This window comes from Duganella sp. CF517 (genome assembly GCF_900110275.1).
Lineage (GTDB): Bacteria > Pseudomonadota > Gammaproteobacteria > Burkholderiales > Burkholderiaceae_D > Rugamonas.
This window is the reverse complement of sequence record NZ_FODC01000001.1, coordinates 471,130-492,960: the sequence shown is the minus strand read 5'-3', so window position 1 is coordinate 492,960 and position 21,831 is coordinate 471,130. Positions and strand designations below refer to the sequence as shown.

The 21,831-nt window shown below is 65.1% G+C and carries 14 protein-coding genes; 9 read left to right on the top strand and 5 right to left on the bottom strand.

Going from position 1 to position 21,831, the window contains the following annotated elements; translation table 11 throughout:
* Positions 1-12: 12 nt before the first annotated feature.
* Positions 13-1,431, bottom strand: a complete 1,419-nt coding sequence (locus BMX85_RS02010) for a CehA/McbA family metallohydrolase (protein WP_229210244.1) — start codon at positions 1,429-1,431, stop codon at positions 13-15.
* A gap of 494 nt (positions 1,432-1,925) precedes the next feature.
* Between BMX85_RS02010 and BMX85_RS02005 the strand changes: the two genes are divergently transcribed.
* The 4 genes from BMX85_RS02005 to recD all read left to right on the top strand — a co-directional run bounded on the left by BMX85_RS02005 (position 1,926) and on the right by recD (position 14,350).
* Positions 1,926-5,060 carry a CHASE domain-containing protein gene (locus tag BMX85_RS02005; RefSeq protein ID WP_229210243.1) on the top strand — a complete coding sequence of 1,045 codons (3,135 nt, stop codon included), beginning with the start codon at positions 1,926-1,928 and terminating at the stop codon, positions 5,058-5,060.
* Between the two features lie 89 nt (positions 5,061-5,149).
* The gene (recC, locus tag BMX85_RS02000) at positions 5,150-8,617 is read left to right on the top strand and encodes an exodeoxyribonuclease V subunit gamma (protein ID WP_090314011.1); all 3,468 of its coding nucleotides are present in this window, start codon (positions 5,150-5,152) and stop codon (positions 8,615-8,617) included.
* On the top strand, positions 8,614-12,378 hold the full coding sequence (recB, locus tag BMX85_RS01995; RefSeq protein WP_090314010.1) for an exodeoxyribonuclease V subunit beta: 3,765 nt from the start codon (positions 8,614-8,616) through the stop codon (positions 12,376-12,378). Before recC ends, recB begins: the two co-directional genes overlap by 4 nt.
* Entirely contained in the window at positions 12,368-14,350 is a 1,983-nt protein-coding gene (recD, locus tag BMX85_RS01990; protein ID WP_090314009.1) for an exodeoxyribonuclease V subunit alpha, read from the top strand. The genes recB and recD overlap by 11 nt, the downstream gene beginning before the upstream one ends.
* A gap of 205 nt (positions 14,351-14,555) precedes the next feature.
* On the opposite strand, the gene BMX85_RS01985 is transcribed toward recD, so the two are convergent.
* The 3 genes from BMX85_RS01985 to BMX85_RS01975 all read right to left on the bottom strand — a co-directional run bounded on the left by BMX85_RS01985 (position 14,556) and on the right by BMX85_RS01975 (position 17,034).
* Entirely contained in the window at positions 14,556-15,428 is an 873-nt protein-coding gene (locus BMX85_RS01985; protein WP_090314008.1) for a serine hydrolase, read from the bottom strand.
* A gap of 257 nt (positions 15,429-15,685) precedes the next feature.
* The gene (locus BMX85_RS01980) at positions 15,686-15,907 is read right to left on the bottom strand and encodes a TOBE domain-containing protein (RefSeq protein ID WP_019919846.1); all 222 of its coding nucleotides are present in this window, start codon (positions 15,905-15,907) and stop codon (positions 15,686-15,688) included.
* 104 nt (positions 15,908-16,011) lie between these two features.
* Positions 16,012-17,034 (bottom strand): sulfate ABC transporter substrate-binding protein, encoded by a 1,023-nt coding sequence (locus BMX85_RS01975; RefSeq protein WP_090314007.1) that lies wholly within the window; start codon positions 17,032-17,034, stop codon positions 16,012-16,014.
* Positions 17,035-17,335: 301 nt separating this feature from the next.
* On the opposite strand from BMX85_RS01975, the gene BMX85_RS01970 reads away from it, so the two are divergent.
* Positions 17,336-17,878 carry a GNAT family N-acetyltransferase gene (locus tag BMX85_RS01970; protein WP_090314006.1) on the top strand — a complete coding sequence of 181 codons (543 nt, stop codon included), beginning with the start codon at positions 17,336-17,338 and terminating at the stop codon, positions 17,876-17,878.
* A 27-nt stretch (positions 17,879-17,905) separates the two neighbouring features.
* On the opposite strand, the gene BMX85_RS01965 is transcribed toward BMX85_RS01970, so the two are convergent.
* Positions 17,906-18,712, bottom strand: a complete 807-nt coding sequence (locus tag BMX85_RS01965) for a class II glutamine amidotransferase (RefSeq protein WP_090315144.1) — start codon at positions 18,710-18,712, stop codon at positions 17,906-17,908.
* A gap of 160 nt (positions 18,713-18,872) precedes the next feature.
* On the opposite strand from BMX85_RS01965, the gene BMX85_RS01960 reads away from it, so the two are divergent.
* The 4 genes from BMX85_RS01960 (at position 18,873) to BMX85_RS01945 (ending at position 21,771) form a co-directional block, all read left to right on the top strand.
* Positions 18,873-19,706, top strand: a complete 834-nt coding sequence (locus tag BMX85_RS01960; protein ID WP_090314005.1) for an EAL domain-containing protein — start codon at positions 18,873-18,875, stop codon at positions 19,704-19,706.
* Between the two features lie 186 nt (positions 19,707-19,892).
* Positions 19,893-20,369 (top strand): hypothetical protein, encoded by a 477-nt coding sequence (locus BMX85_RS01955; protein ID WP_090314004.1) that lies wholly within the window; start codon positions 19,893-19,895, stop codon positions 20,367-20,369.
* 84 nt (positions 20,370-20,453) lie between these two features.
* Positions 20,454-21,227, top strand: a complete 774-nt coding sequence (locus BMX85_RS01950) for a YcbK family protein (RefSeq protein WP_229210241.1) — start codon at positions 20,454-20,456, stop codon at positions 21,225-21,227.
* Positions 21,228-21,360: 133 nt separating this feature from the next.
* Positions 21,361-21,771 carry a hypothetical protein gene (locus tag BMX85_RS01945; RefSeq protein ID WP_090314003.1) on the top strand — a complete coding sequence of 137 codons (411 nt, stop codon included), beginning with the start codon at positions 21,361-21,363 and terminating at the stop codon, positions 21,769-21,771.
* The last annotated feature ends 60 nt before the right edge of the window (positions 21,772-21,831 follow it).

The following is a 21,831-nucleotide window of genomic DNA, read 5'->3' as shown; positions in this document are numbered from 1 at the left end:
ACAACACACGCGTCATCGCCGCGTCTGGTGAATCCAGATCGGCGCGCTCCAGAGCATTTTTCCGTCGTTTTGGGTCACCCGCGCATAGTAAAAATGCGCGCCGGCGGTGGGGGTGAGCACGGTGCTGGCCTTGCGGCTGAGCAGCTTCACCTCGCCGTTGCGTCCGGGGACGCCGGCAAATACATTGATGGCGGCCGGCCGCTGGCCGCGCCGGCCGGCATAACGCACTTGCAGCGTCAGCCTGCCGCGGTTGTCGAACCGTTCGCCCATCATGCGGCCGTTGGCCGTCAAGACCAGCTCGGCATTCTTGTCCATGGTGGCGTACACGCGGCGGGCCGTGAGCGCGGCGACGAACGTGTCGGCGGTGAGCGCGTCGCCGCGCTCGATCAGTACGCCCGTGCGGTTCGATGACGACGCGCCCCAGTTGGCGCAGTGGTTGTCCTGGTTGCTGCTGAAGGCGACGTGGTAGCCGGCTTCGAGCAGCTTGTTGCAGCCGGCTTCATAGGTGCTGTGCCGCGGCTCGGATTCGTCGTCGCGGTTGGAGAAGGCATTGCTGTTCAGTACCTCGCACAGCACCATGGCGGCGTCGCCGTCCGGCGTCCAGGCCAGCGGCTTGCCGTCGATGGCGAACTGGTCGCCCCTCGGGTGGTTGAATTGTCCCAGCCAGCCGCGCTGGCGCATCAGCGCGTACAGCGTGGCGTAATCGTTCCTGGGTGTGGCGGTGTCGGCCAGCAGATCGCCGGCGGCGTTGCGCTCCCAGCCGAGCAGCTCGCCGCCATTGAGGATGTTGAGATGGCCGCCGTGGTCGATCACGCCCCATTCCTGGCCGTACATGGCGAGAAATCCGGGATGCGCCAGGTTCCATGTGTTGGCGGCGTGGATGCCGCTCTGGTAGAGCGCCTTGACGGTTGCCGGGTCGGCGCCGGCGTTGGTGCCGCCGGAACCGTCGAACATGTGGTTGTGTTCGGACGTCATCAGGAAATCCAGGCCGTGCCGCCGGGCGAAATCGTAGGCCTCGGTCGGGCCGAGCGCCGCGCTCTGCGGCGCCTGCGAACCGCTGCACCGGCCCAGCGCGCCGCCGCCGTCGCTGTGGTTGGTTTGGCTGTGCAGGTTGCCGAGGTGGACGGTGTACAGCGTGGCGCGCGAACCGGCCGGCGCCGGGGCGGCGGACAACGCCGGCGCACGGGCGATCGATGGCGCGGGGCGGGGCAGGCCGACCGCCACACTCCAAGTTTGTTCTACATCAATGTCGTGGTCGGGCGTGTTGCCGATACTCATTTCGATGCCGGCGCGCAAACGCAGCCGGTAGATGCCGGCCGGCACGCCGGCTGTCCGCCCGTCTGTGCGCCAGCGGATCGCCACGCGGACCGGCGCGGCGGCGAGCGCTTGCCGGCCTTTCCACTGCTTGAGTACGTGTCCGTCGTCACGCAATAATTCCAGTCGCCAACGTACTTGTTGCGTTTGCTCACTATCGGGGTAGCTGAAATGCAGTGTAATGGTCCGGATGCCTTTGCTGTCGGCATGAAATGGGGTGTGTAATGCGGCGTCGAATTCGCGGTGGTCCGATTCCACGGCCTTGCCGTCGCTTGGCACGGCGGCGCCGGCGCAGCAGACAGCCGTCAGGACAGTTGCAGATACAACAGATGTGGCGGACATGACGCGCTCCTTGATGAGGCCATCGTACAAGCTCATCAATTAGAGCGCCCGTTACGGCATAAGGTTCCGTTAAATCTCACCAAATCTATCAAATTCTTTAGCTGGTTACTCGACGGCATTAATAGTATGCTGCTGTGATGCAAAAGTTTTTATGATTTGTTGTCTATCCCGAAAGAAGTGAGTGATGGCGCATGCTTAAATCGGCTAACAGCAGAAAGACCGCGGTCCGGTCGCGCGCGCTCTTCTGGGCAGCGGGCTGGGCCCTGGCGATGACGGTGGGCGCGACCTTGTACGGGGTCGCCTCCAGCATCGTCGAGGCCGACGCCGGCCAGCGTTTCGAGAACCTGGCCCGCAGCACGCAGTACGCGATTTCGGCGCGCATCAAGGCGTATTCCGACTTGACGCGCGGGCTCGTCGCGCTGTTCCAGACCAGCGACAACCTGAGCCGCCAGCAGTTCCACCAATACGTGTCGGGACTCGATTTGCCGCGCCAGTTTCCGGCCATCGCGATGCTCAGCTGGGCGCCGGTGGTCACCGACGCCGAGCGCGACGCCTTCGTCGCCGCCGTGCGCGCGGACCGCAGCCTGTCGCCGCGCGGCTATCCCGATTTCGATATCCGGCCGGCCGGGCGCCGCGCGCACTACGCGCCGCTGACCTATGTCGAACCGAACGACCTGATCGACGAAAAGCTGGGCCTCGACCTGGCCACCAGCGCGGTCGTCGACAAACTGAACGCGGCCGCGCGCGACAGCGGCCAGGTCAGCGCCTCCGGCCAGCCGTTCCTGATCGAGCAGCCGCGGCGGCAGGTGGCGCTGGGCTTGCGCTTGCCGGTGTATCGCCGCAACATGCCGCTGGCCGACGTCAGCGAGCGCCGCGCCGCCTATCTGGGGTCGGTGGGGCTGGGATTCAGCGTGGCCAAGCTGGTGCAGGGCGCCATCGACGAGATGACGGTGCGCCAGGTGCATCTGACCTTGTACGCCGATGGCAGCAGCGATGTCGAGCAGCGCCGCCTGGTCATCGACAAGCAGGACCGCCTGCTGTTCACCGACACCGGCGCGGCGACGGTGACGCCGCTGTCGGCGGCCGAGCGCCGCGACTACCTGGAGTCGGTGCTGCCGATCGATTTCAACGGCAGCCTGTGGAAGGCCCACTTCCAGGTGAAGAAGTCGCAGCTGCTGACCGGCTTCGATGTCTACTTCCCGTGGCTGGCGGGGTTGACCGGCTTCGCCGGCACCTTGCTGCTGTATAGTTATCTGGCGGTGCTGTATTCGTCGCGCCGGCGCGCCGTCAAGCACCGCGTGCTGCTCGACACGGTGCTCAACAACGTCGACGCCCACGTCTACATGAAGGACCAGAACCGCCGCTTCATCTACGTCAACGCCCGCATGGCCCACAGCCTGGGCATGCCGGTGCAGGACATCGTCGGCAAACTCGATAGCGAGTTGATGCCGGCCGCCGCCGCCGACGCCGCGTGGGCGCTGGAGCAGCCCGTGTTCCAGGAAAACGTCAAGCGCTCCGGCGAAACCCAGTTCGTCGGCGCCGACGGCGAGGTGCAGTATCACTGGACCGTCAGGGCGCCGGTGGAGATCGGCCGCTCGGTGACGGCGGTGATCGGCATGTCGACCGACGTCACCGAACTGCACCAGCTCAAGGAGAAGGCCGATACCGCCAACCAGGCCAAGAGCGATTTCCTGTCGAATATGAGCCATGAGATCCGCACGCCGATGAACAGCATCATCGGCATGGCCCACCTGGCGCTGAAATCGGTCACGCATCCGAAGCAGCGCGACTATTTGCTGAAGATTTATCACTCGGGCCAGCACCTGCTGGGCATCATCAACGACATCCTGGACTTCTCCAAGATCGAAGCGGGCAAGATGGATCTGGAGATGCTCGACTTTACGCTCGACGCGCTGCTGGCCAACATCACCAGCCAGCTTGGCGAGAGCGCGCGCGCCAAGGGGCTGGAACTGGTGTACGAGCTCAGTCCGGGCCTGGCGCGCCAATTGCGGGGCGATCCGCTGCGGCTCGAGCAGGTCCTGCTCAACTTCACCAGCAACGCGATCAAATTCTCCGAGAACGGCAAGGTGTTTGTGCGCGCGCGCCAGCTGGAGGACAGCGACTGCCATATCCTGGTGCGCTTCGAGGTGGCCGACCGCGGCATCGGCATGACCAGCGGGCAGATGTCGCAGCTGTTCCAGTCGTTCCACCAGGCCGACACCTCGACCACGCGGCGCTACGGCGGCACCGGCCTGGGACTGGTGATCAGCAAGCAGCTGGCGGAGCTGATGGGCGGCGGCGTCGGCGTCGACAGCCATCCGGGCGAGGGCAGCACCTTCTGGTTCACCGCCCGTCTCGCCAAGGGCACGCAACTGCTGCAGCCGAACGTGGAAGCGGTGCAGCCCGAGGTGCTCGACAGCATACGCGGCGCCTCGATCCTGCTGGTCGAGGACAATATCTTCAGCCAGCAGGTCGGCCAGGAATTGCTGGAGGACGCCGGCGCCACCGTCTGCGTGGCCAACAACGGCAAGGAGGCGATCGACCTGCTGCTCAAGGAGCGCTTCGATTGCGTGCTGATGGACGTGCAGATGCCGGTGATGGACGGCTACGAAACCACGCGCCTGATCCGCGCCCATCCCAAGCTGTCGGCCACCTTGATCATCGCGATGACGGCCAACGCCGGGCGCGGCGACCAGGAGCGCTGCCTGGAGGCGGGCATGGACGAATTCGTGACCAAGCCGATCGCGCCCAAGCTGCTGTTTAATATGCTGTCGAAGTGGATGAGCCAGCGCGCCAGGGGCGCGTCGCGCGTGGCGCGGCCGGTGTCGCCGCCGCCGCCGTCGTATTTCACGATGGCCGACGGCACCGCGTCGGCGGCGATCGAGGCGTCCAACGCGATCGGCGCGCTGTCGCCTCCGCAGCCGCCGGTGCGCACGATGTCCGAGGCGGACGTGGAAATACGCGCGCACGGCATCGCGCAAAGCGGTTTGCAAACGCTGTCGCACGTGACGCTGCCGGCATCGCCGGCGGAGCCGCAGCCGATGCCGGTGGAAGGCGAATTGTTCGACCTGGCCGCGCTGGCGCAGACCTTCGGCGGCAAGCCGGACAAGATGCGTAAATACGCGCTGCTGTTTGTCGACTCGGCGCGCGACGGCATGCGCGAAGTCGACGCCGCGCTGGCCCGGGACGACCTGGTGGCGCTGTCGGAACTGGGCCACCGCATCAAATCGTCGGCGCGCGCGGTGGGCGCTATGCAGTTCGGCAACCTGTGCCTGGCGCTGGAACGGGTGCGCACCGACGCCGATGCGGCCAACGCACGGCGGCTGGTGGCGCAGATGCACGCCATGCTGGTGGTGCTGGACCGGCACATCGCACAGGAGTTGCTGGCCTACGCGCCGGGCTAGATGAGCGATAATAGGGTTTTCACTGCGGTTTTTTACTGCGCGGTTTTAACTGCGCGGTTCAATCGCGGTTCGTCCCTATAAAGAGTCTTATGCAACCCAGCATCACCCCCGGCTTGTTGATTTTGCACGGCAATCAAATGGAGCAGCTGCGCGCGGCCGTGTTCCAGTGGCTGCGCAATCATCCGCTCGGGGCGCTGGAATCGGATATTTTCCTGGTGCAGTCGAACGGCGTGGCCGAGTGGCTCAAGATCGCGCTGGCCGAGGAAATGGGCGTGTGCGCGGCCACCCGCGTGGCGCTGCCGGCGCGCTTTCTCTGGGAAACCTACCGCGGCATGTTGGGCCGCGAGCGGGTGCCGGTCCGCTCCGCCTTCGACAAGGGGCCGCTGACCTGGCGCCTGATGCGCCTGCTGCCCACCTTGCTGGCCGATCCGATTTTCGCCCCATTGCGCCACTTCCTCGCCGACGGCGAGGCGGAGCGGCGCCTGCAGTTGGCCGAGCGGCTGGCCGACTTGTTCGACCAGTACCAGGTGTACCGCGCCGACTGGCTCGACGACTGGGCGCATGGCCGCGACCAGCTGCGCAACGCCCGCGACGAAGCGGTGCCGCTGCCGGACGATCAACGCTGGCAGGGCCAGTTGTGGCGCGCGGTGATCGCCGACGTCGATCCCGAGGAGCGCGACCTGGGGCGGGCGACGGTGCACACCGAATTCGTGCGCGCCAGCTCCGCCGGCGAGGCGCCGCTCGGACGCCTGCCGCGCCGCATCGTCATCTTCGGCGTCTCGGCGCTGCCGTATCAAAGCCTGCAGGCGCTCGCCTCGCTGGCGCGCTACGCGCAAGTGGTGCTGGCCGTGCCCAATCCGTGCCAGTTTTATTGGGGCGACATCATCGAGGGACGCGACCTGCTGCGCTCCGCGCACCGCCGACAGCAATTGCGCAACGGCCAGGACCTGGGCTTGATTCCGCTCGAGGAACTGCACGCGCACAGCCATCCGCTGCTGGCCAGCTGGGGGCGGCAGGGACGCGACTTCGTGCGCATGCTCGACGAATTCGACGAAGCCTCGGCCAGCGCGGCGGCCATCGCCAGCGAGTCGGGCGACGACGACCACGTGGCGCCGCTGCGCATCGATTTGTTCAGCGAGGGCGATGGCGGCACGCTGTTATCGCAGGTGCAGGCGGCCGTGCGCGATCTGCTGCCGCTGTCCGAGCACCCGCACGTGCCGCCGCCGGACGACGACCGTTCGATCGAATTCCACATCACCCACAGCGTGCAGCGCGAGGTGGAGGTGCTGCACGACCAGCTGCTGAAGATGTTCGCCGGCGCCGAAGCGAAAGATGGCGGGCCGCCTTTGCGCCCGCGCGACGTGGTGGTGATGGTGCCGGACATCGACACCTTCTCGGCGGCGATCCACGCGGTCTTCGCGCAGCACCGCCGCAGCGACGCGCGCTACATTCCGTTCGAGATCGGCGACGTCAACGACCGCAGCGTCAACCCGCTGCTGGTGGCGCTGGAGTGGCTGTTGCGATTGCCGCAGCAGCGCTGCCGCCAAAGCGAGATCCGCGATCTGCTGGACGTGCCGGCGCTGGCCTCGCGCTTCGGCCTGGGCGAGGACGACTTGCCGACCCTCGGACTGTGGATCGAAGGCGCCGGCGTGCGCTGGGGCCTGGACCAGGAACACCGCAGCGGACTGGGACTGGGCCCGGCGGGCGAGCAGAATGCCTGGATCTTCGGCGTGCGCCGCATGCTGCTCGGCTATGCGAGCGGCGGCGGGGGCGACGCCGGCGCCAGCTTCGCCGGCATCGAACCGTTTTCGGAAGTCGGCGGCCTCGATGCGGCGCTGGCCGGCTCGCTGGCGCAACTGGTCGAGGCGCTGTTGCATTGGCGCGCGGTGCTGGCGCAGGCGCGTTCGCCGGCCGACTGGGGCGTGCAGGCGCGCGCCTTGCTGGCGTCTTTCTTCAGCGCCGGCGAGGAGGGCGACCGCCTGACCTTGGCGCAGCTCGACGATGCCCTCAACAACTGGCTGGAAACCTGCGAAGGCGCGCAGTTCGACGAAGCGGTGCCGCTGGCGGTGCTGCGCGAGGCCTGGCTGGGATTGATGGACGAGCCGACGCTGAACCACCAATTCGTCTCCGGCGGCGTGACCTTCTGCACCCTGATGCCGATGCGCGCCGTGCCGTTCCGCGTGGTGTGCCTGCTCGGCATGAACGACGGCGACTTCCCGCGCCGGGCGCCGAAGGCCGATTTCGATCTGCTGGCGCAGCCGGGCATGGCGCGTCCCGGCGACCGCTCGCGCCGCGACGACGACCGTTACCTGATGCTGGAGGCGCTGCTGGCGGCGCGCGACAAGCTGTACATCAGCTGGGTGGGTCGCAATGTACGCGACAACAGCGAGCAGCCGGCGTCGGTGCTGGTGTCGCAGCTGCGCGATTACCTGGTCAACGGCTGGCAGCTGGACCTGCACGCGCGCACCACCGAGCACGCGCTGCAGCCGTTCAGCCGCCGGTATTTCGAGGCCGGCGGCTTGCTGACCTATGCGCGCGAATGGCGCGAGGCGCACAAGGCGGGGCAGGATGGCGAAGATGGCGAAGCACCGGCTTCGTCCGAGCTGCCGCCGTTCGACATCGACGACAAATTCAGCTTGAAACTCATTAGCCTGAATAATTTCGTGCGCCAGCCGGTGCGCTTCTTCTTCCGCCAGCGGCTGGGCGTGATGTTCGGTGAATCGGCGCTGGTGGGCGAGGACGAGGAACCGTTCTCGCTGAACGCGCTGGAACGCTATCTGCTCGAGGATACGATGCTCGACGACGGCGCCGACGCGGAGCAGATCGAGGAAGTCTACGACAAGCTGACCGAGCGCGCGGAGCGGCTGGCGCGCGAAGGCGTGCTGCCGATCGGGTTGATCGGCCAGCAGTATCAGCGCCAGCTGGTGGAGGCGCTGGTGCCGGTGCGCTGCGCCTGGCTCACCTTGCGCGAGCACTATCCGCAACCGGCCGCCAAGGTGGCATTGAGCCTGGTTCTGGCCGGCGTGCGCGTGGACGACTGGATCGACCAGCTGCGCAGCAACGGCCTGGAGACGGTGTGGCTGACGCAGATGTCGTCCAAGGTGACGGACAAGCAGGGCAAGCCGCGCGGCGACAAATTGATCGCCATGTGGCTGCGGCAGCTGGCCGCCGCCGCCGCCGGCATGCCCGTCACCGGCTACCTGGTGGCGCGCGACGCCATCGTGACGATGAAGGCGCTGCCGCGCGACGAGGCGCTGGAGGCGCTGCGCGAGCTGGTTTGCCTGTGGCGCGACGGCATGAACCGTCCGTTGCCGACCGCCTGCAAAACCGCGCTGGCGCTGGCGCAGGGCGGCGATCCGCGCGCGGTCTACGATGGCGGCTTTGAAATCTCCGGCGAGAACGAGGAGCTGTGCCTTGCCCGCCTGTGGCCGGACTTCGCGGCGCTGAGCGCGCAGCCGGATTTCGCCGACGTCTCCGACGCCTTGTACGGGCCGTTGGCGAACTGGCTGGAACACCACATCACGATCGAGGCCATCGAGGCGGGGAGCCAGCCATGAGCGACGACGCGCGTCAACAAACTAATCAACTCGCTCCGCTGACGTTCCCGCTGCACGGATCGCGCCTGATCGAGGCCAGCGCCGGCACCGGCAAGACCTGGACCATCGCCGCGCTGTATGTGCGGCTGGTGCTGGGCCACGGCGGCGAGAACGGCTACCGCCGGCCGCTGCTGCCGGCCGATATCCTGGTGATGACCTTCACCCGCGCCGCCACGCGCGAGCTGTCGAACCGCGTGCGCGAGCGGCTGGTGGAGGCGGCGGCCTACGTGCGCCGCTTCGAGGACATGGACGACGGCGACACCCGCGACGATTACCTGGACGCGATCCTGGAATCGTACCCGAGCCACGCCGAGCGTCAACGGGCCGCGCACCGGCTGATGCTGGCGGCGGAGACGATGGACGAAGCGGCCATTTTCACCATCGACGCCTGGTGCCAGCGCATGCTGCGCGAGCACGCCTTCGACAGCGGCAGCCTGTTCGACGAGGAGCTGGTCAGCGACGAGCAGGCGCTGTTCGAGGACGCCGCGCACGACTACTGGCGGCAGCAGGTCTATCCGCTCAACGCGGTGTCGCTGGAGGCGTTGCTGTCTTGCTGGAGCGATGTCGGCGTGATGAAAAAGTCGATCCGCGAACTGGTCAAGCGCGCCGACATCATCGGCGATGTCGACGCGACGCAGTCGCTGGGGGCGTTGATCGGCGCGGTGCAGCGCGAGCAACTGGCGCAACTGGCCGGCCTGAAGGCCGGGTGGCACGAACGCGCCAACCGCATGGAACAGTGGATCGCCCAGCACCGCGAGATGTCGCCGAAGTGCTTCAACGGTAACAAGATGCGGCCCGATTCGCTGGCCGGCTGGTTCAACGGTCTGCGCGCCTGGGCGCTGGACCCGGGCGCCGTGCTGCCCGAGATTACCGACACGGCCTGGAAGCGGCTGACGCCGTGGGGTATCGAGGACGCCTTTTCCAAAGGCTTCAGCGCCGCCATCCCGGAGGACTTCGACGCCACCGGGGTGCTAAAGCAGGCCCTCGACGAGCTTGAGCCGATGGCGCACGCGCTGTACCGCCACGCCGCCGCCTCGGTCGCCAATCGTATGAACGAGCTGAAAAAGCGCAACCGTCAATTCGGCTTCGCCGACATGCTGGATCGTCTGAACGCCGCGCTCCAGGGCGAGAACGCCGACGCGCTGCGCAAGCGCATCACCGAGCAGTATCCGGTGGCGATGGTCGACGAGTTCCAGGACACGGCGCCGAACCAGTACCAGATCTTCAACCTGCTGTACCGGGTGGCGGACAACGACCCGGAGACGGGGCTGTTCCTGATCGGCGATCCGAAACAGTCGATCTACGGCTTCCGTGGCGCCGACATCCACAGCTATCTGTCGGCGCGCAAGGCCACCACCGGTCGTCATTATCAGCTGGGCACCAACTACCGCTCCACCAAGCCGGTCGTGGAAGCGGTCAACCATCTGTTCATGATCGCCGAGGGCGAGGCGGCGCAGGGCGGTTTTGGACGGGGCGCGTTCCGCTTCCGCGACCCGGGCACGCGTGTCAACCCGCTGCCGTTCGAGGCGGTCGGCGCCAAGGGCCGCAAGGAACGCATGGTCGGCGCGGACGGCGACGTGCCGGCGCTGGTGGTGGCGTGCAGCGCCGCGCAAGACCTGAAAGCCGACAGCTACCGCGAGTTCTTCGCCCATCACTGCGCCGAGGACATCGTCGCCAAGCTGAACGACGAACGCTCCGGCTTCGACGGCCCGGATGGATTCGAGCGCCTGAAGCCGGCCGATATCGCGGTGCTGGTGCGCGACCGCAAGGAGGCGGCGGCGATACGGCGCGCGTTACAGCGGCGCCAGATCGCCAGCGTCTACCTGTCCGACAAGGATTCGGTGACCGACAGCGGGGAGGCGGCCGACGTGCTGCGCTGGCTGTCGGCGGTCGCGAATCCGCTCGACGGCGCGCTGGCGCGGGCCGCCTACGCCACCCGCACGGCCGGACTGGAACTGGCGCACCTGGCGCTGATGACATCGGACGAACTGGCATGGGAGGAGCGCGTCGAGCAGCTCAAAGCGCTGCACATCATCTGGCAGCGCCAGGGTGTGCTGGCGATGCTGCGCCGCTTCATCCACGAGCTGCAACTGCCGGCTGCCCTGCTGCGGCAACCGGGCGGCGAGCGGCGCTTGACCAATCTGCTGCATCTGGCCGAGCTGCTGCAATCGGCCAGCCGCCAGCTCGATGGCGAACAGGCGCTGATACGCTGGCTCGCCGAACAGATCGAAGGCGGCGAGGGCGCCGGCGACGAGCGCGTGCTGCGCCTGGAAAGCGACGCCGAACTGGTGAAGGTCGTCACGGTGCACAAATCGAAAGGCCTGGAGTACCCGCTGGTGTATCTGCCGTTCGCGGTCACGGCGCGCAAGGTGGAGCGGCGCAACCGCAGCTTCTTCGAGTTCAGCGACGATGACGGCGTGCGCCGGATCGACATGGCGCTCACCGAAACGGCGATGGAACTGGTCGAGCGCGCGCGCCTGCAAGAGGATTTGCGCCTGTTGTACGTGGCGCTGACGCGAGCGCGCCACTTCCTGTGGTTGGGCGTGACGGCGCTGGCCGGCCGCAAGGCGGGCGACAACACCCTGCACGAATCGGCGCTCGGCTACCTGCTCACCGGCGGCGAGGCGCTGCCGTCCGATCTGGTGACGGAGCGCTGGGAGCATACGTGCAAGGGCTGCGCGGCGATCAACATCGTCACCCTGGACATGGCGCCGCAGCCGGCGACACGGTTGAGCAGGATCGAACAGCGCCCGCCGTTGCTCGAACCGCTGCACTACACCGGCCGTTTCGAGCGCGATTGGTCGGTCGGCAGTTTCAGCTCGCTGGCGCGGCGCACCGGCCCGACCGGCATGATCGGCTCTTCCGACAACGCGGGCGCGGCGCCGGTGCCGCGCGACGGTTCGCAGGCCACCTTGCTCGAAGACGGCGACGCGCCGGGCATCGTGCTGCCGGTGCGGGTCGAGGACGCGCCGTGGCATCGCTTCCCGCGCGGTTCCGTGCCGGGTAACTTCCTGCACGAGCAGTTGGAGTGGATGGGCGACGAGGGTTTCGCCATCGTCGAACAGGAGAATTTCGAGGCGCGGCTGACGCGCCGGGTCGAGCGCGCGGGCTGGGGCAACCGGCTAGGCGACACGCTGGCCTGGCTGCGCGAGATCGCCACCACCGAGCTGCCGTATGTGAACGCGGCGTTGAGCCGCATCGAAGCGCCGCTGCCGGAGATGGAGTTCTGGTTCCCGAGCGAGCGGCTCGACACCGGCGAGCTCGATCAACTGTGCGTTGCGCATTTGCTGGACGGCGCGGCGCGGCCGTCGCTGCCGGAGCGGCAGTTGCACGGCATGCTCAAAGGTTTCGCCGACCTGGTGTTCGAGCACGAGGGAAAATTCTGGGTACTCGATTACAAGTCGAACGCGCTGGGCGCGGGCGACGCCGCCTACCACGAGCCGGCGCTGGTTGCGGCGATCGCCGAGCATCGCTACGACATCCAGGGCGCCATCTACATGTTGGCGCTGCACCGGCTGTTGCAAAGCCGCCTGGGCGAACGCTACGATCCGGCCGAGCATCTGGGGGGCGCCGTGTTCCTGTTCTTGCGAGGCATTGCCAACACGCAGACGCGCGGTTGTTATTGGATGGCGCCGGACCCGGCGCTGCTGGACGGACTGGACCGGTTGCTCGGCTACTCCGGTGCGGCGCGGATGGATGACGGGGCACAAGATGACTATTGAAACACGGCCGGCATCCGAAACGTCGGCGCCGCTGTTCGCGCAGATCGACGCGCTGACCGAAAGCGGGCACCTGCGCCGCCTGAGCGGGGCGTTTGCGCGCTTCATTGCCTCCGTTGGCAGCAGTTCGCCGCAGTTGATGGTGGCTTGCGTGCTGTTGTCGGAACTGGAAGGGCGCGGCCACAGTTGTTTGATGCTGGACGAATTGTCTGCCGACCCCGCCGCCTTGCTGGGCTGGACCGGCGACGAGTGGCGCGAACTGCGCGACACGGTGGGCGTCTGGCCGAAAACCCCCGCCGCCTGGCGAACTCTGCTTGCCGGTTGCGACCAGGTTTGGCCCGTTGGCGACCTCGATTTCCAGCAGCCGCTGGTGCTCGATGGCGAACGGCTGTATCTGCGCCGTTATTGGCGTGACGAAACGCTGGTCGCCAAAGCGGTGCGCAGCCGCGCGCTCGGCGGCGTCATCGCCATCGACGCCGACGACCAAGTGGCCGGCGTGCGCCGCTGGCTAGACATCCTGTTCCCCCATGCGGCGCGCGGCGGCGGCGTCGACTGGCAAAAGGTCGCGTGCGCGGTCGCCATGCGAGGCAAGCTCGGCATCATCACCGGTGGTCCCGGCACCGGCAAGACCTATACGGTCGCCCGCTTGCTGGCCCTGCTGTTCGCAACCAGCGGCGGCCGCCATTCCGATCTGCGCGTGGCGCTGGCCGCGCCGACCGGCAAGGCGGCGGCCCGGCTCAAGCAATCGATCGACGTCGCGCTGGCCGGCCTGGACCAGCGGGTGCGTGACGTGATGCCGGAGCGGGAGCTGGGCGCGGCGCGGACCTTGCACAGTTTGCTGGGCGCCCGGCCCGATACGCGCGCGTTCCAGCATCACGCCGGCAATCAACTCGATGTCGACGTGCTTATTGTTGATGAGGCGTCAATGATTCACCTGGAGATGATGTCGGCGCTGCTGGCCGCGCTGCCACCGACCGCCACCTTGATAATGCTGGGTGATAAGGACCAGCTCGCTTCTGTGGAGGCCGGCGCGGTATTGGGCGACCTGTGCCACAACGCCGAAGCCGGCGACTACGGCGCGGAAACGTTGACCTACGTGCTAGAAAGCACAGGTCAGCGATTGCCGGCGAGCTTTGCCGGGAACGGCGGTCCGATCGCCCAGCAAACGGTGATGCTGCGCGAAAGCCGTCGTTTTGGCGGTCCGATCGGCGCGTTGGCGCTGGCCGTCAACGCCGGCGACGCCGCCGCCGCGGTCGAAGTGCTGCGCGCGAGCGACGAGGAAAAGGTCGCCTGGATCGACCCGGCGCAAGTTGCGGACTTGCTGCAGATCGCTTTGGCGGGTCGACAGGGCGCAGCCGGTGGTTATCGGGATTACCTCAACATGATCGCGGCAGGGGCGCCGGAAGGCGAGGAGGTCATACGACTTGCTTGGGTGAAATCTGTACTGAATAGCTTCGAAACCTTCCGGATCTTGTGCGCGCTGCGCGAGGGCGAGTGGGGCGTGACCGGCTTGAACGATGTCGTCGAAAAAAGATTGCAGTCGGCCGGTTTGCTGAAAAGAACCGGCGAATGGTACGTCGGGCGGCCGGTGATGGTCACCCGCAACGACTACGGCACCGGCGTTTTCAATGGCGACATCGGCCTGACGTTGCCGGACCCGGCGCGTCCGGGCGCGCTGCGCGTGTACTTTTCGGAAGGCGAGAACGTCCGCAGCGTGCTCGCCACAAGGCTGCGCAACGTCGAAACGGCGTTCGCCATGACGGTGCACAAATCACAAGGTTCCGAGTTCAAGCACACGGTGCTGGCGCTGCCGAAAGACAGCGGCGGCATGCTTGCGCGCGAGCTGATCTACACCGGCATCACCCGCGCCCGCGACTACTTTACGTTACTGACTCCGAACGGCCAAGTGCTGCTGGACGCGATCGCCCAGCGCACCCAGCGCGCTAGCGGCCTGCGCAACCTCCTCGATAATTAAACGACCGCACCGAACAGCCGAACGCCGTTCGATGCTCGAACCAAGCTAAAAATTAGCACGAAAACACCAATATCCAGCATGGAAAGGACGCGCAACCGCAGATCCACGTGGGGCGGATCACTCCAAACGCCGTGGTTGCGAATTTACAGACGAAAAAAAACCGGAGGCAAGTCCGGTTTTTTAGCGTGCTGTTACAACAACAAAATCACATGGCCCGACGATTCCGTTTGTTAGCCTTGATAACTTTCTTCTTGGTTTTTGCCGCAGCCTTCAATACTTTTGGTTTCTCGATCGGACCCGAAATAAAGCGGCGGATATTGAACGCATCCATCAACCGCGCCGAATTTGCTTTCGCATTCAACAACACCAGCGTGTTGTTCTTTCCACCAGATTTAAAGCGCATGATCAGGCAGCGACCAGCCTCTTCGGTGTAACCGGTTTTGGACAAACCGACGTCCCAACCCTTGGCGCCGACCAGGCGGTTGGTGTTGTGATACTCCACCTGGCGACCCTTGATCTTGATGATGTCCTTGGTGTCGGTCGTGATGCGGGCGATCTCCGGATAGGCCGACGCGGCCTTTGCCATTTTGACCAGATCGGTCGCGGTCGAGCGGTTGTGCGGCGACAAACCGGTTGGTTCCTCGATCACGGTCTGGGTCAGGCCCAGCGCGCGGATCTTGGCGTTGACCGCCGCCTTGAACGCGGCGGGGCCACCCGGATAGGTGCGGGCCAGCGATGCGGCGGCGCGGTTGTCTGACGACATCAGCGCCAATTGCAGCACATCGCCACGCGGGATTTCCGCGCCGACCGGCACGCGCGAGGTGCTGTGCTTGAGCATATCGACGTCGGCCTGGTCGATGCTGATGGGCGCCGCCATGTCCGGTTTGGAGTCGAGCACCACCATCGCGGTCATCAGCTTGGTCAGCGACGCGATCGGTACTTGAACAGTGGAGTTTTTTTCGAGGAGGACCTTGCCGGTGTCGTCTTCGACAACCAGCACGGACTGTGAGCCGAGCGGCACTGCGAGCGCGGCCGCAGTGAACGTACTCAGCAATACAGCAACAATTTTCTTGAGCATGTTAGGTATTCTTGGGAGTGAGGAGTGAAACGGGCGCCAGAAGAAGGCGCAACGCAAAACTAAGACTAGCTATGCGGCAATACGAAGGATAGACGATAACATTAAAGTGGTTTCTCGTCTATTGTATGTAACCTACGGATTCTATTATTTTGTATCAGCCAGAAATAAAGCCCCGAGGCGGGGGAGCGCTCGGGGCTTTTCGGCTTTCAGGCCGCGGCGGCGGCCGGTACTGCGGGGTGCTGCCGTTGCTTGACCTCTCAGCTGCTGATCTTGGCGATCGACACCTCGGTGGATTTCACCAGGGCGATGACTTCGCTGCCCACTTTCAGGTCCAGGTCATGGATCGAGCGCGACGTGATCACCGAGGTGACGATGCCGTGCTGGGTTTCCACATCGACTTCCGAAACCACCGGTCCGAAGATGATTTCCTTGATCTTGCCGCGGAACTGGTTACGTACATTAATTTCAGAAATGGCCATCGTGCATCCTTAGTCTGGTTGGGCAGCTAACTACTGCGGCTGATTACTACCCATCCAGATTAAGGGCATTCGCGGCCTTTGCAAACGAATCGATCCGTATAACCTTATTTGTTCTGGTAGATCTTGTCGAATTCGCCGCCGTCGTCAAAATGCTTCTTCTGCGCCGCTTTCCAGCCGCCGAAGACGTCATCCACCGTGAACATGGTGATTTGGCGGAAATTGGCGCTGTACTTCTTGAACGCCTTTTCCGAGCGCGGGCGGAAGTAATGCTTGGCGATGATGTCCTGCGCTTCCTCGGTGTAGAGGAAGTTCAGGTAGCCGGTGGCCTGCTTGCGCAGGCCGCGACGGTCGACCACCTTGTCGACCACCGCCACCGGCGACTCGGCCAGGATCGAGATCGACGGGTAGACCACCTCGAAGTTGTCGCCGAATTCGGCGCGCACCAGATTCACCTCGTTTTCGAAGGTCACCAGCACGTCGCCGATGTTGCGCTGGGTGAAGGTGGTGGTGGCGCCGCGGCCGCCGGCGTCCAGCACCGGCACGTTCTTGAATATCTTGGTGACCAGATCGCGCGCCTGCGCCTCGGTGCCGCCTTTTTTCACCACCGAGCCCCAGGCCGCCAGATACGTGTAGCGGCCGTTGCCGGCGGTTTTGGGATTCGGGATGACCACCTTGACACCCGGCTTGGCCAGGTCGGCCCAGTCCTTGATCTGCTTCGGATTGCCCTTGCGGACGAGGTATACCATCGTCGAGTAGAACGGCGCGGCGTTGTTGGGGAACTTCTTGGCCCAATCCTGCACCACCAGGCCGCGATCGGCCAGCAAATCGATGTCATTCGCCTGGTTCATGCTGACAACGGCCGCTTCCATGCCGTCGGCGACGGAGCGGGCCTGCTTGGACGAGCCGCCGTGCGACTGGTTGACGTTGACGGTTTCGCCGGTGGTCTTCTTCCAGTCGGCAACGAATACCGGGTTGATCTCCTTGAACAGTTCGCGCGCGACGTCGTACGAGGCGTTCAGCAGCACGGTTTCGGCGGCGCTGGCTTGCAGCGGCAGGCCCATGAACAGCGCCGATGCGGCCAGCAACGAGGTGACGACGAGGCGGCGAGCAGGATTTTTGTTGGTCATAATGAGCTTTCGTAATAACAGGCGACCATGGTGTAAAATTTCGCCCGGAAAAGATACGAATTTTTCGTAATATGCTTAGACCGTTTGGATCGCGCCAAGTTTTCGTTAAAAACCGTATAACGATTTTTGAAAACATTCGTGGGCAAAAGCAGGGCCAGCAACTAGGCTGTCATAGGGAAAACCGGCGCCGCGACACTCCACCCGGGTGCTTCCGCAACGGCTTTGACAGCTTGGTGTATAGTCGTATCAGGCACTGAGAAGCGCGACTTCATTTTGCTATCGGGAATATTTGTGAGCGTACATGAGTCTTGAAATTCGGAGTCTGGAAGTCCGCATCGCTGTTTCGACAGACGCGGACGCGGCGTGCAATGTCTTGCGCCGCTCTATCACGGAGTGCTGTGAGCTCGACCATAAAAACGATCCGGCGATCCTGGATGCGTGGTTGGGCAACAAAACGCCGCAGATGGTGGCGAACTGGTTCAGTTCGCCCACCAATTTTTCGCTGGTCGCGGTCAGCGAAGGCGTCGTGGTCGGCGTCGCTTTGCTGACCGGGGCGGGAAAGTTGGCGTTGTGCTATTTATTGCCCGAGGCGCGCGGGCACGGCATCGGCAAGGCCCTGCTGGCGCGGGTGGAGGAGCAGGCTGGCAGCTGGGGCGTCAAGGCGCTGCAACTGCACAGCACGGCCACCGGCCAGGCGTTTTTCGCTCGGCACGGCTATGTGGACGCGGGCAAGGTGCGCTCGCCGTATGGCGTGGAAACGGTGTTCTTCTGGAAGCAGCTCGACGAGGCCGGCGTCCCCGATGCGGCCAAGCGCAAGCGTTTCTGTAACTGTAATTCAGCTTGATGCCAGCCGGCCGTGGCCGGCGTTGCTTCAACAGCAGACGGCCAATTGCCATTCCTCGCGCCGGGCCGGCGCCGCGCCCACTTCCTCCCCCCCGACGAACAGCTTGAGCTCGCCCGGCGCCAGCCTGGTCCACGCTTCGTTCGACGTCAGCGGTTGCGTGGCGATGACGGCGATGCGGTCGTCAAGATGGTTGTGCTTGCTGAAATCGATGCTCAGGTCGCAATCGATCAGCTTGGCGACCGAGAACGGATACTCCCTGACGACGAAATGCAAATCCGTACTGCAATGGGCGAACAGCAGCTCGCCGTTCGACAGGATGAAGTTGAAGGTGCCGTAGTCGGCGATCTCGCCGGCCAGCGTTTCCAGCGTTCGATACAGCAGGTGGCGCGGCGGCGCCTGCTCGAACCGCAGCGCCAGGCCCGACAGCAGGTGGCAGAACGCCCGCTCGCTGTCGGTGTCGCCCCACGGCGCGTACAGGCTGGGATTCGGGTTGAACAGTTTTAAATCGCCGTTGTGGGCGAACGACCAGGTCCGGCCCCATAGTTCGCGCGTAAACGGGTGGCTGTTTTCCAGCGAGATGCGGCCCTGCGTGGCCTTGCGGATATGCGCGACGACGTTTTTCGCCTTGATCGGGTTTTGCTTGAACTGCGCCGCCAGCGGCGAGTCGATCGACGGCAGGAAGTCGGTGTAGAGGCGGCAACCGCTGCCGGTGTGCAGCGCGATGCCCCAGCCATCCCGGTGTTCGCCGGTGCGGCCGCCCCGTTCGGCGAAGCCCGCGAACGAAAAATCGACGGCGGCAGGCTTGCTGCTGTTCATAGCGAGTAGTTGGCACATGGGGCGGGCGATCCGGACTTGGTTGACGATGTCCCACAATAGCCGCGCCCCCGTGTGAGCGGAAGGAATGTTTTGGCATATCCATAGCTGAAAGCATTCGTTCTGCTTTTTCCGGCGCCCGCATACGCTGTCGACATTGCCTGTATCCGTCGAGGAACCCATGTCATTTCCCGTTCTGCAAAAATACCTGGCGCGTCTATCCGACGCGACCGGCGCCGCCACCAGCATCTGGCTCGATCACGAGGGCAAGGCGCAGGGGCGGTTTTTCAATTGCACCATGAGCAGCGCCTTCCAGCCGGTCCGTCAGCTAGAGACCGGCGCCATCCATGCCTACGAGGGGCTGGCGCGCAGCGTGTCGGCGCAGGACATGGGGCTGTCGCTGTGGAAACTGCTCGACCACGCGGCCAGCGACGACGAGTCTATCGAGCTCGACCGCCTGTGCCGCATGCTGCACGCGATCAATTTCTTCCGCCAGGCCGATAGCGCGCCCAACGCCGACGCCGATCTGTACCTGAACGTGCACGACCGCCTGCTCAGCGCCGTCAGCAGCAACCATGGCCACGCGTTCCGCCGCATTCTCGACGCGCTGGAGTTGCCGTTGTCGCGCATCGTGCTGCAGCTGCCGGCGGCGACGCCGCAGCAGGGCTGGCTGTTGAATTATGTGTCCGACAACTACCGGCGCAACGGTTTCCGCTTCGCCGTCAACGTCGCCAGCGCCCCGGACGGGTTGCAGGTGTTGGACCGGCTGCGTCCGGACGTGTTCAAGCTCGACGCGCGCGAGCTGCATGACACCGAGAATGTGCTGGCCTTGCTGCGGCGCTCGGCCGAGGCCAACGTCTCGGTGCTGTTCAAGCGGGTGGAAACGCCGCAGACGCTGACGGTGCTGCGGCAGTTGGGCGATGCCGCCGGCGTGCCGCTGCTGGCGCAGGGCTATTTGCTCGACGAGCCGCGCGCGGCCTTGCTGCAGCCGGAACCGGTGGCCGCCGCCGCGTAATCCACCGCCGTTGCGGTCCATCGCCATACCGCCAGGCTTTTCGATACGTCTATCGCGTGTCGCCCTGGTCCCCGACTCATATTAAATATCGATGCCGCCGCGCGCCTGATAGCGAGTTTGCATTTGCGGTTTTGCGCGTGGCTGCTTAAATATAGCCTCGCGGATTTAATCGATAAAGGAGTCATCATGAAACGGCTGAACGCAAGCAAGCTGGTAATCGGGGCGGCGGGATGGGCGATGGCGATGGCGGCGGCGGTGCAGGCTCGGCAGCAGAGCGAGCCCGAGCAGCAGTCGGTCCCGGTTCCCTACAAGGCAAGCCAGGCGGGCGCGCAAGTGCGCATCGAGCTGCCGCAGCGCTACCGCAAGATGTGGCCGCAGGACTACGACGACTACCGGCGCGGCTATACGCTGTCCAACGGCCAGACCCTGGCGATCGCGCCGCGCGGCATGCACATGTATGCCCGCATCGATGACGGCCAGTGGCATCAACTCGTCGCGGCCGCGCCGAATGCCTTCGTCGCGCTGGACCGCCAGCTGCAGATGGAGATCAACCTGCTGGGCGACGACCAGGTCAGCGGTTGGGTGGCGATGGTCGTGCCACAGCGGACGTTGGCGAACGGCCTGGTCGTGCCGGAAAGGACGGTGCGGTTGGCGGTACGTTAGCCGGGGGCGTCTCGCGGGCCTGCCGTGTTTTTCATTTCCCCCTGCTTACGCTATAGTATCCCTATCGAGTTTTACGGAATAGCTATGGCATCGCGCAGAGAGTTTTTACAGCAGGGCTTGGGGTTGACGGCGGCGGGGTTGTTATCCGTGCCGTTGATAGGATGTGCGTCGGACAGCGCGGCGCGTAAAACCAGCGCCGGCGCGGCCGCCAAGCCGCCCGCCGCGCGTGTGGCGGCGCCGGCCGTCGTCACGCAGCCGCGGACGGCGGCCAGCATGCCGTCGGCGTCGACCCAATCGGCCCCGTCCGGCCTCGGCGCGGGCAGCGGCGAGATCGAGCCGCCGCCGGACATCTTCGACGCCCAGCTGCTCGACATGGAATTCTGGCTCAAGCCGCGCACCATCGAGGTGTTCCGTCCGGCCAGCAACGAGCGCGCCAAGCTGCTGTACTGGCGCGACGGCGAGATCATCGAGTCCGCCTACCAGGATTTGTGCCACCTGCTGCGCGATGTCAACGGCAAGGAAACCGCCCGCATCGATCCCAAACTGTTCGAAACGTTGTGGGGCACCCAGGCGTTCGTGCAGCGCTACGGCATCGATACGCCGCTGGAGATCCTGTCGGGCTACCGCACATCTTCGTCCAACAACAAGCTGCGCGAAGCCGGCGTGCCGGCCGCGCGCCAGTCGCTGCACATCGAAGGCCGCGCCGCCGACATCCGCATCGCCAACCTGAACGCCGAAGTGCTCGGCGGCCTGGTCAAGAGCTTCCGCCAGGGCGGCGTCGGCTTCTATTACCGCGCCGGCCCGCGCGGCGGCTGGATCCACGCGGATACCGGCCTGAAGCGCACCTGGAAGGGCTGACCGGCAAGTCGTCGAGGTACCGGCCGAAGTCCGACCCATGCTCCCTGCGGACCGTGCCGTATAGATACTTGAATTTCATCGTCGATGCCTGCTATCGGGTAAACTGGCGGCTTGGCCAGTCAACGGGATGAGTATGCAAGATAAGAATGAGCCGCCGCGTTTCAAGCCGGTGCCGTGGCAGGGGCTCGAGAGCCCGGCCGACGTCGAACTGTGGATCGAGGAGCATAACCTCAGCCTGCAGCAACATATCGGCAAGAATGAAACCGGTTACGGCGTCTGCTTCACGCTGGCCGAGGGCGGCGAGATCTACATGCAGACCACCCAGGACGGCGCGTTGATCCTCGATGTGACGCCGGAAGCGCAATGGGTGGCGCCGCTGATCATGGCGGCGGCGCGCCTCGGCGAGGCGCCGCCGGGCTCGATGTGGGTGCTGCCGGACGATAAACTGGTACAGTTGATGATCGGGCTGAGCGGGCTGATCGCCACCTCGATGCTGGTCGTCGGCCACAATTTCGGCCTGCGTCGCCGTATGGGCGCCTGGTAGCGCCTGCCATTATGAGGAAAACCATGCAGACACCCGAGTGCAGTTTTGTTACCCCCGTCC

Coding starts and splice junctions, on each gene's coding strand:
- BMX85_RS02005 (WP_229210243.1), top strand. CDS start 1,926: ATGACGGTGGGCGCGACCTTGTACGGGGTCGCCTCCAGCATCGTCGAG.
- recC (WP_090314011.1), top strand. CDS start 5,150: ATGCAACCCAGCATCACCCCCGGCTTGTTGATTTTGCACGGCAATCAA.
- recB (WP_090314010.1), top strand. CDS start 8,614: ATGAGCGACGACGCGCGTCAACAAACTAATCAACTCGCTCCGCTGACG.
- recD (WP_090314009.1), top strand. CDS start 12,368: ATGACTATTGAAACACGGCCGGCATCCGAAACGTCGGCGCCGCTGTTC.
- BMX85_RS01985 (WP_090314008.1), bottom strand. CDS start 15,428: ATGCTCAAGAAAATTGTTGCTGTATTGCTGAGTACGTTCACTGCGGCC.
- BMX85_RS01980 (WP_019919846.1), bottom strand. CDS start 15,907: ATGGCCATTTCTGAAATTAATGTACGTAACCAGTTCCGCGGCAAGATC.
- BMX85_RS01975 (WP_090314007.1), bottom strand. CDS start 17,034: ATGACCAACAAAAATCCTGCTCGCCGCCTCGTCGTCACCTCGTTGCTG.
- BMX85_RS01970 (WP_090314006.1), top strand. CDS start 17,336: ATGAGTCTTGAAATTCGGAGTCTGGAAGTCCGCATCGCTGTTTCGACA.
- BMX85_RS01965 (WP_090315144.1), bottom strand. CDS start 18,712: ATGTGCCAACTACTCGCTATGAACAGCAGCAAGCCTGCCGCCGTCGAT.
- BMX85_RS01960 (WP_090314005.1), top strand. CDS start 18,873: ATGTCATTTCCCGTTCTGCAAAAATACCTGGCGCGTCTATCCGACGCG.
- BMX85_RS01955 (WP_090314004.1), top strand. CDS start 19,893: ATGAAACGGCTGAACGCAAGCAAGCTGGTAATCGGGGCGGCGGGATGG.
- BMX85_RS01950 (WP_229210241.1), top strand. CDS start 20,454: ATGGCATCGCGCAGAGAGTTTTTACAGCAGGGCTTGGGGTTGACGGCG.
- BMX85_RS01945 (WP_090314003.1), top strand. CDS start 21,361: ATGCAAGATAAGAATGAGCCGCCGCGTTTCAAGCCGGTGCCGTGGCAG.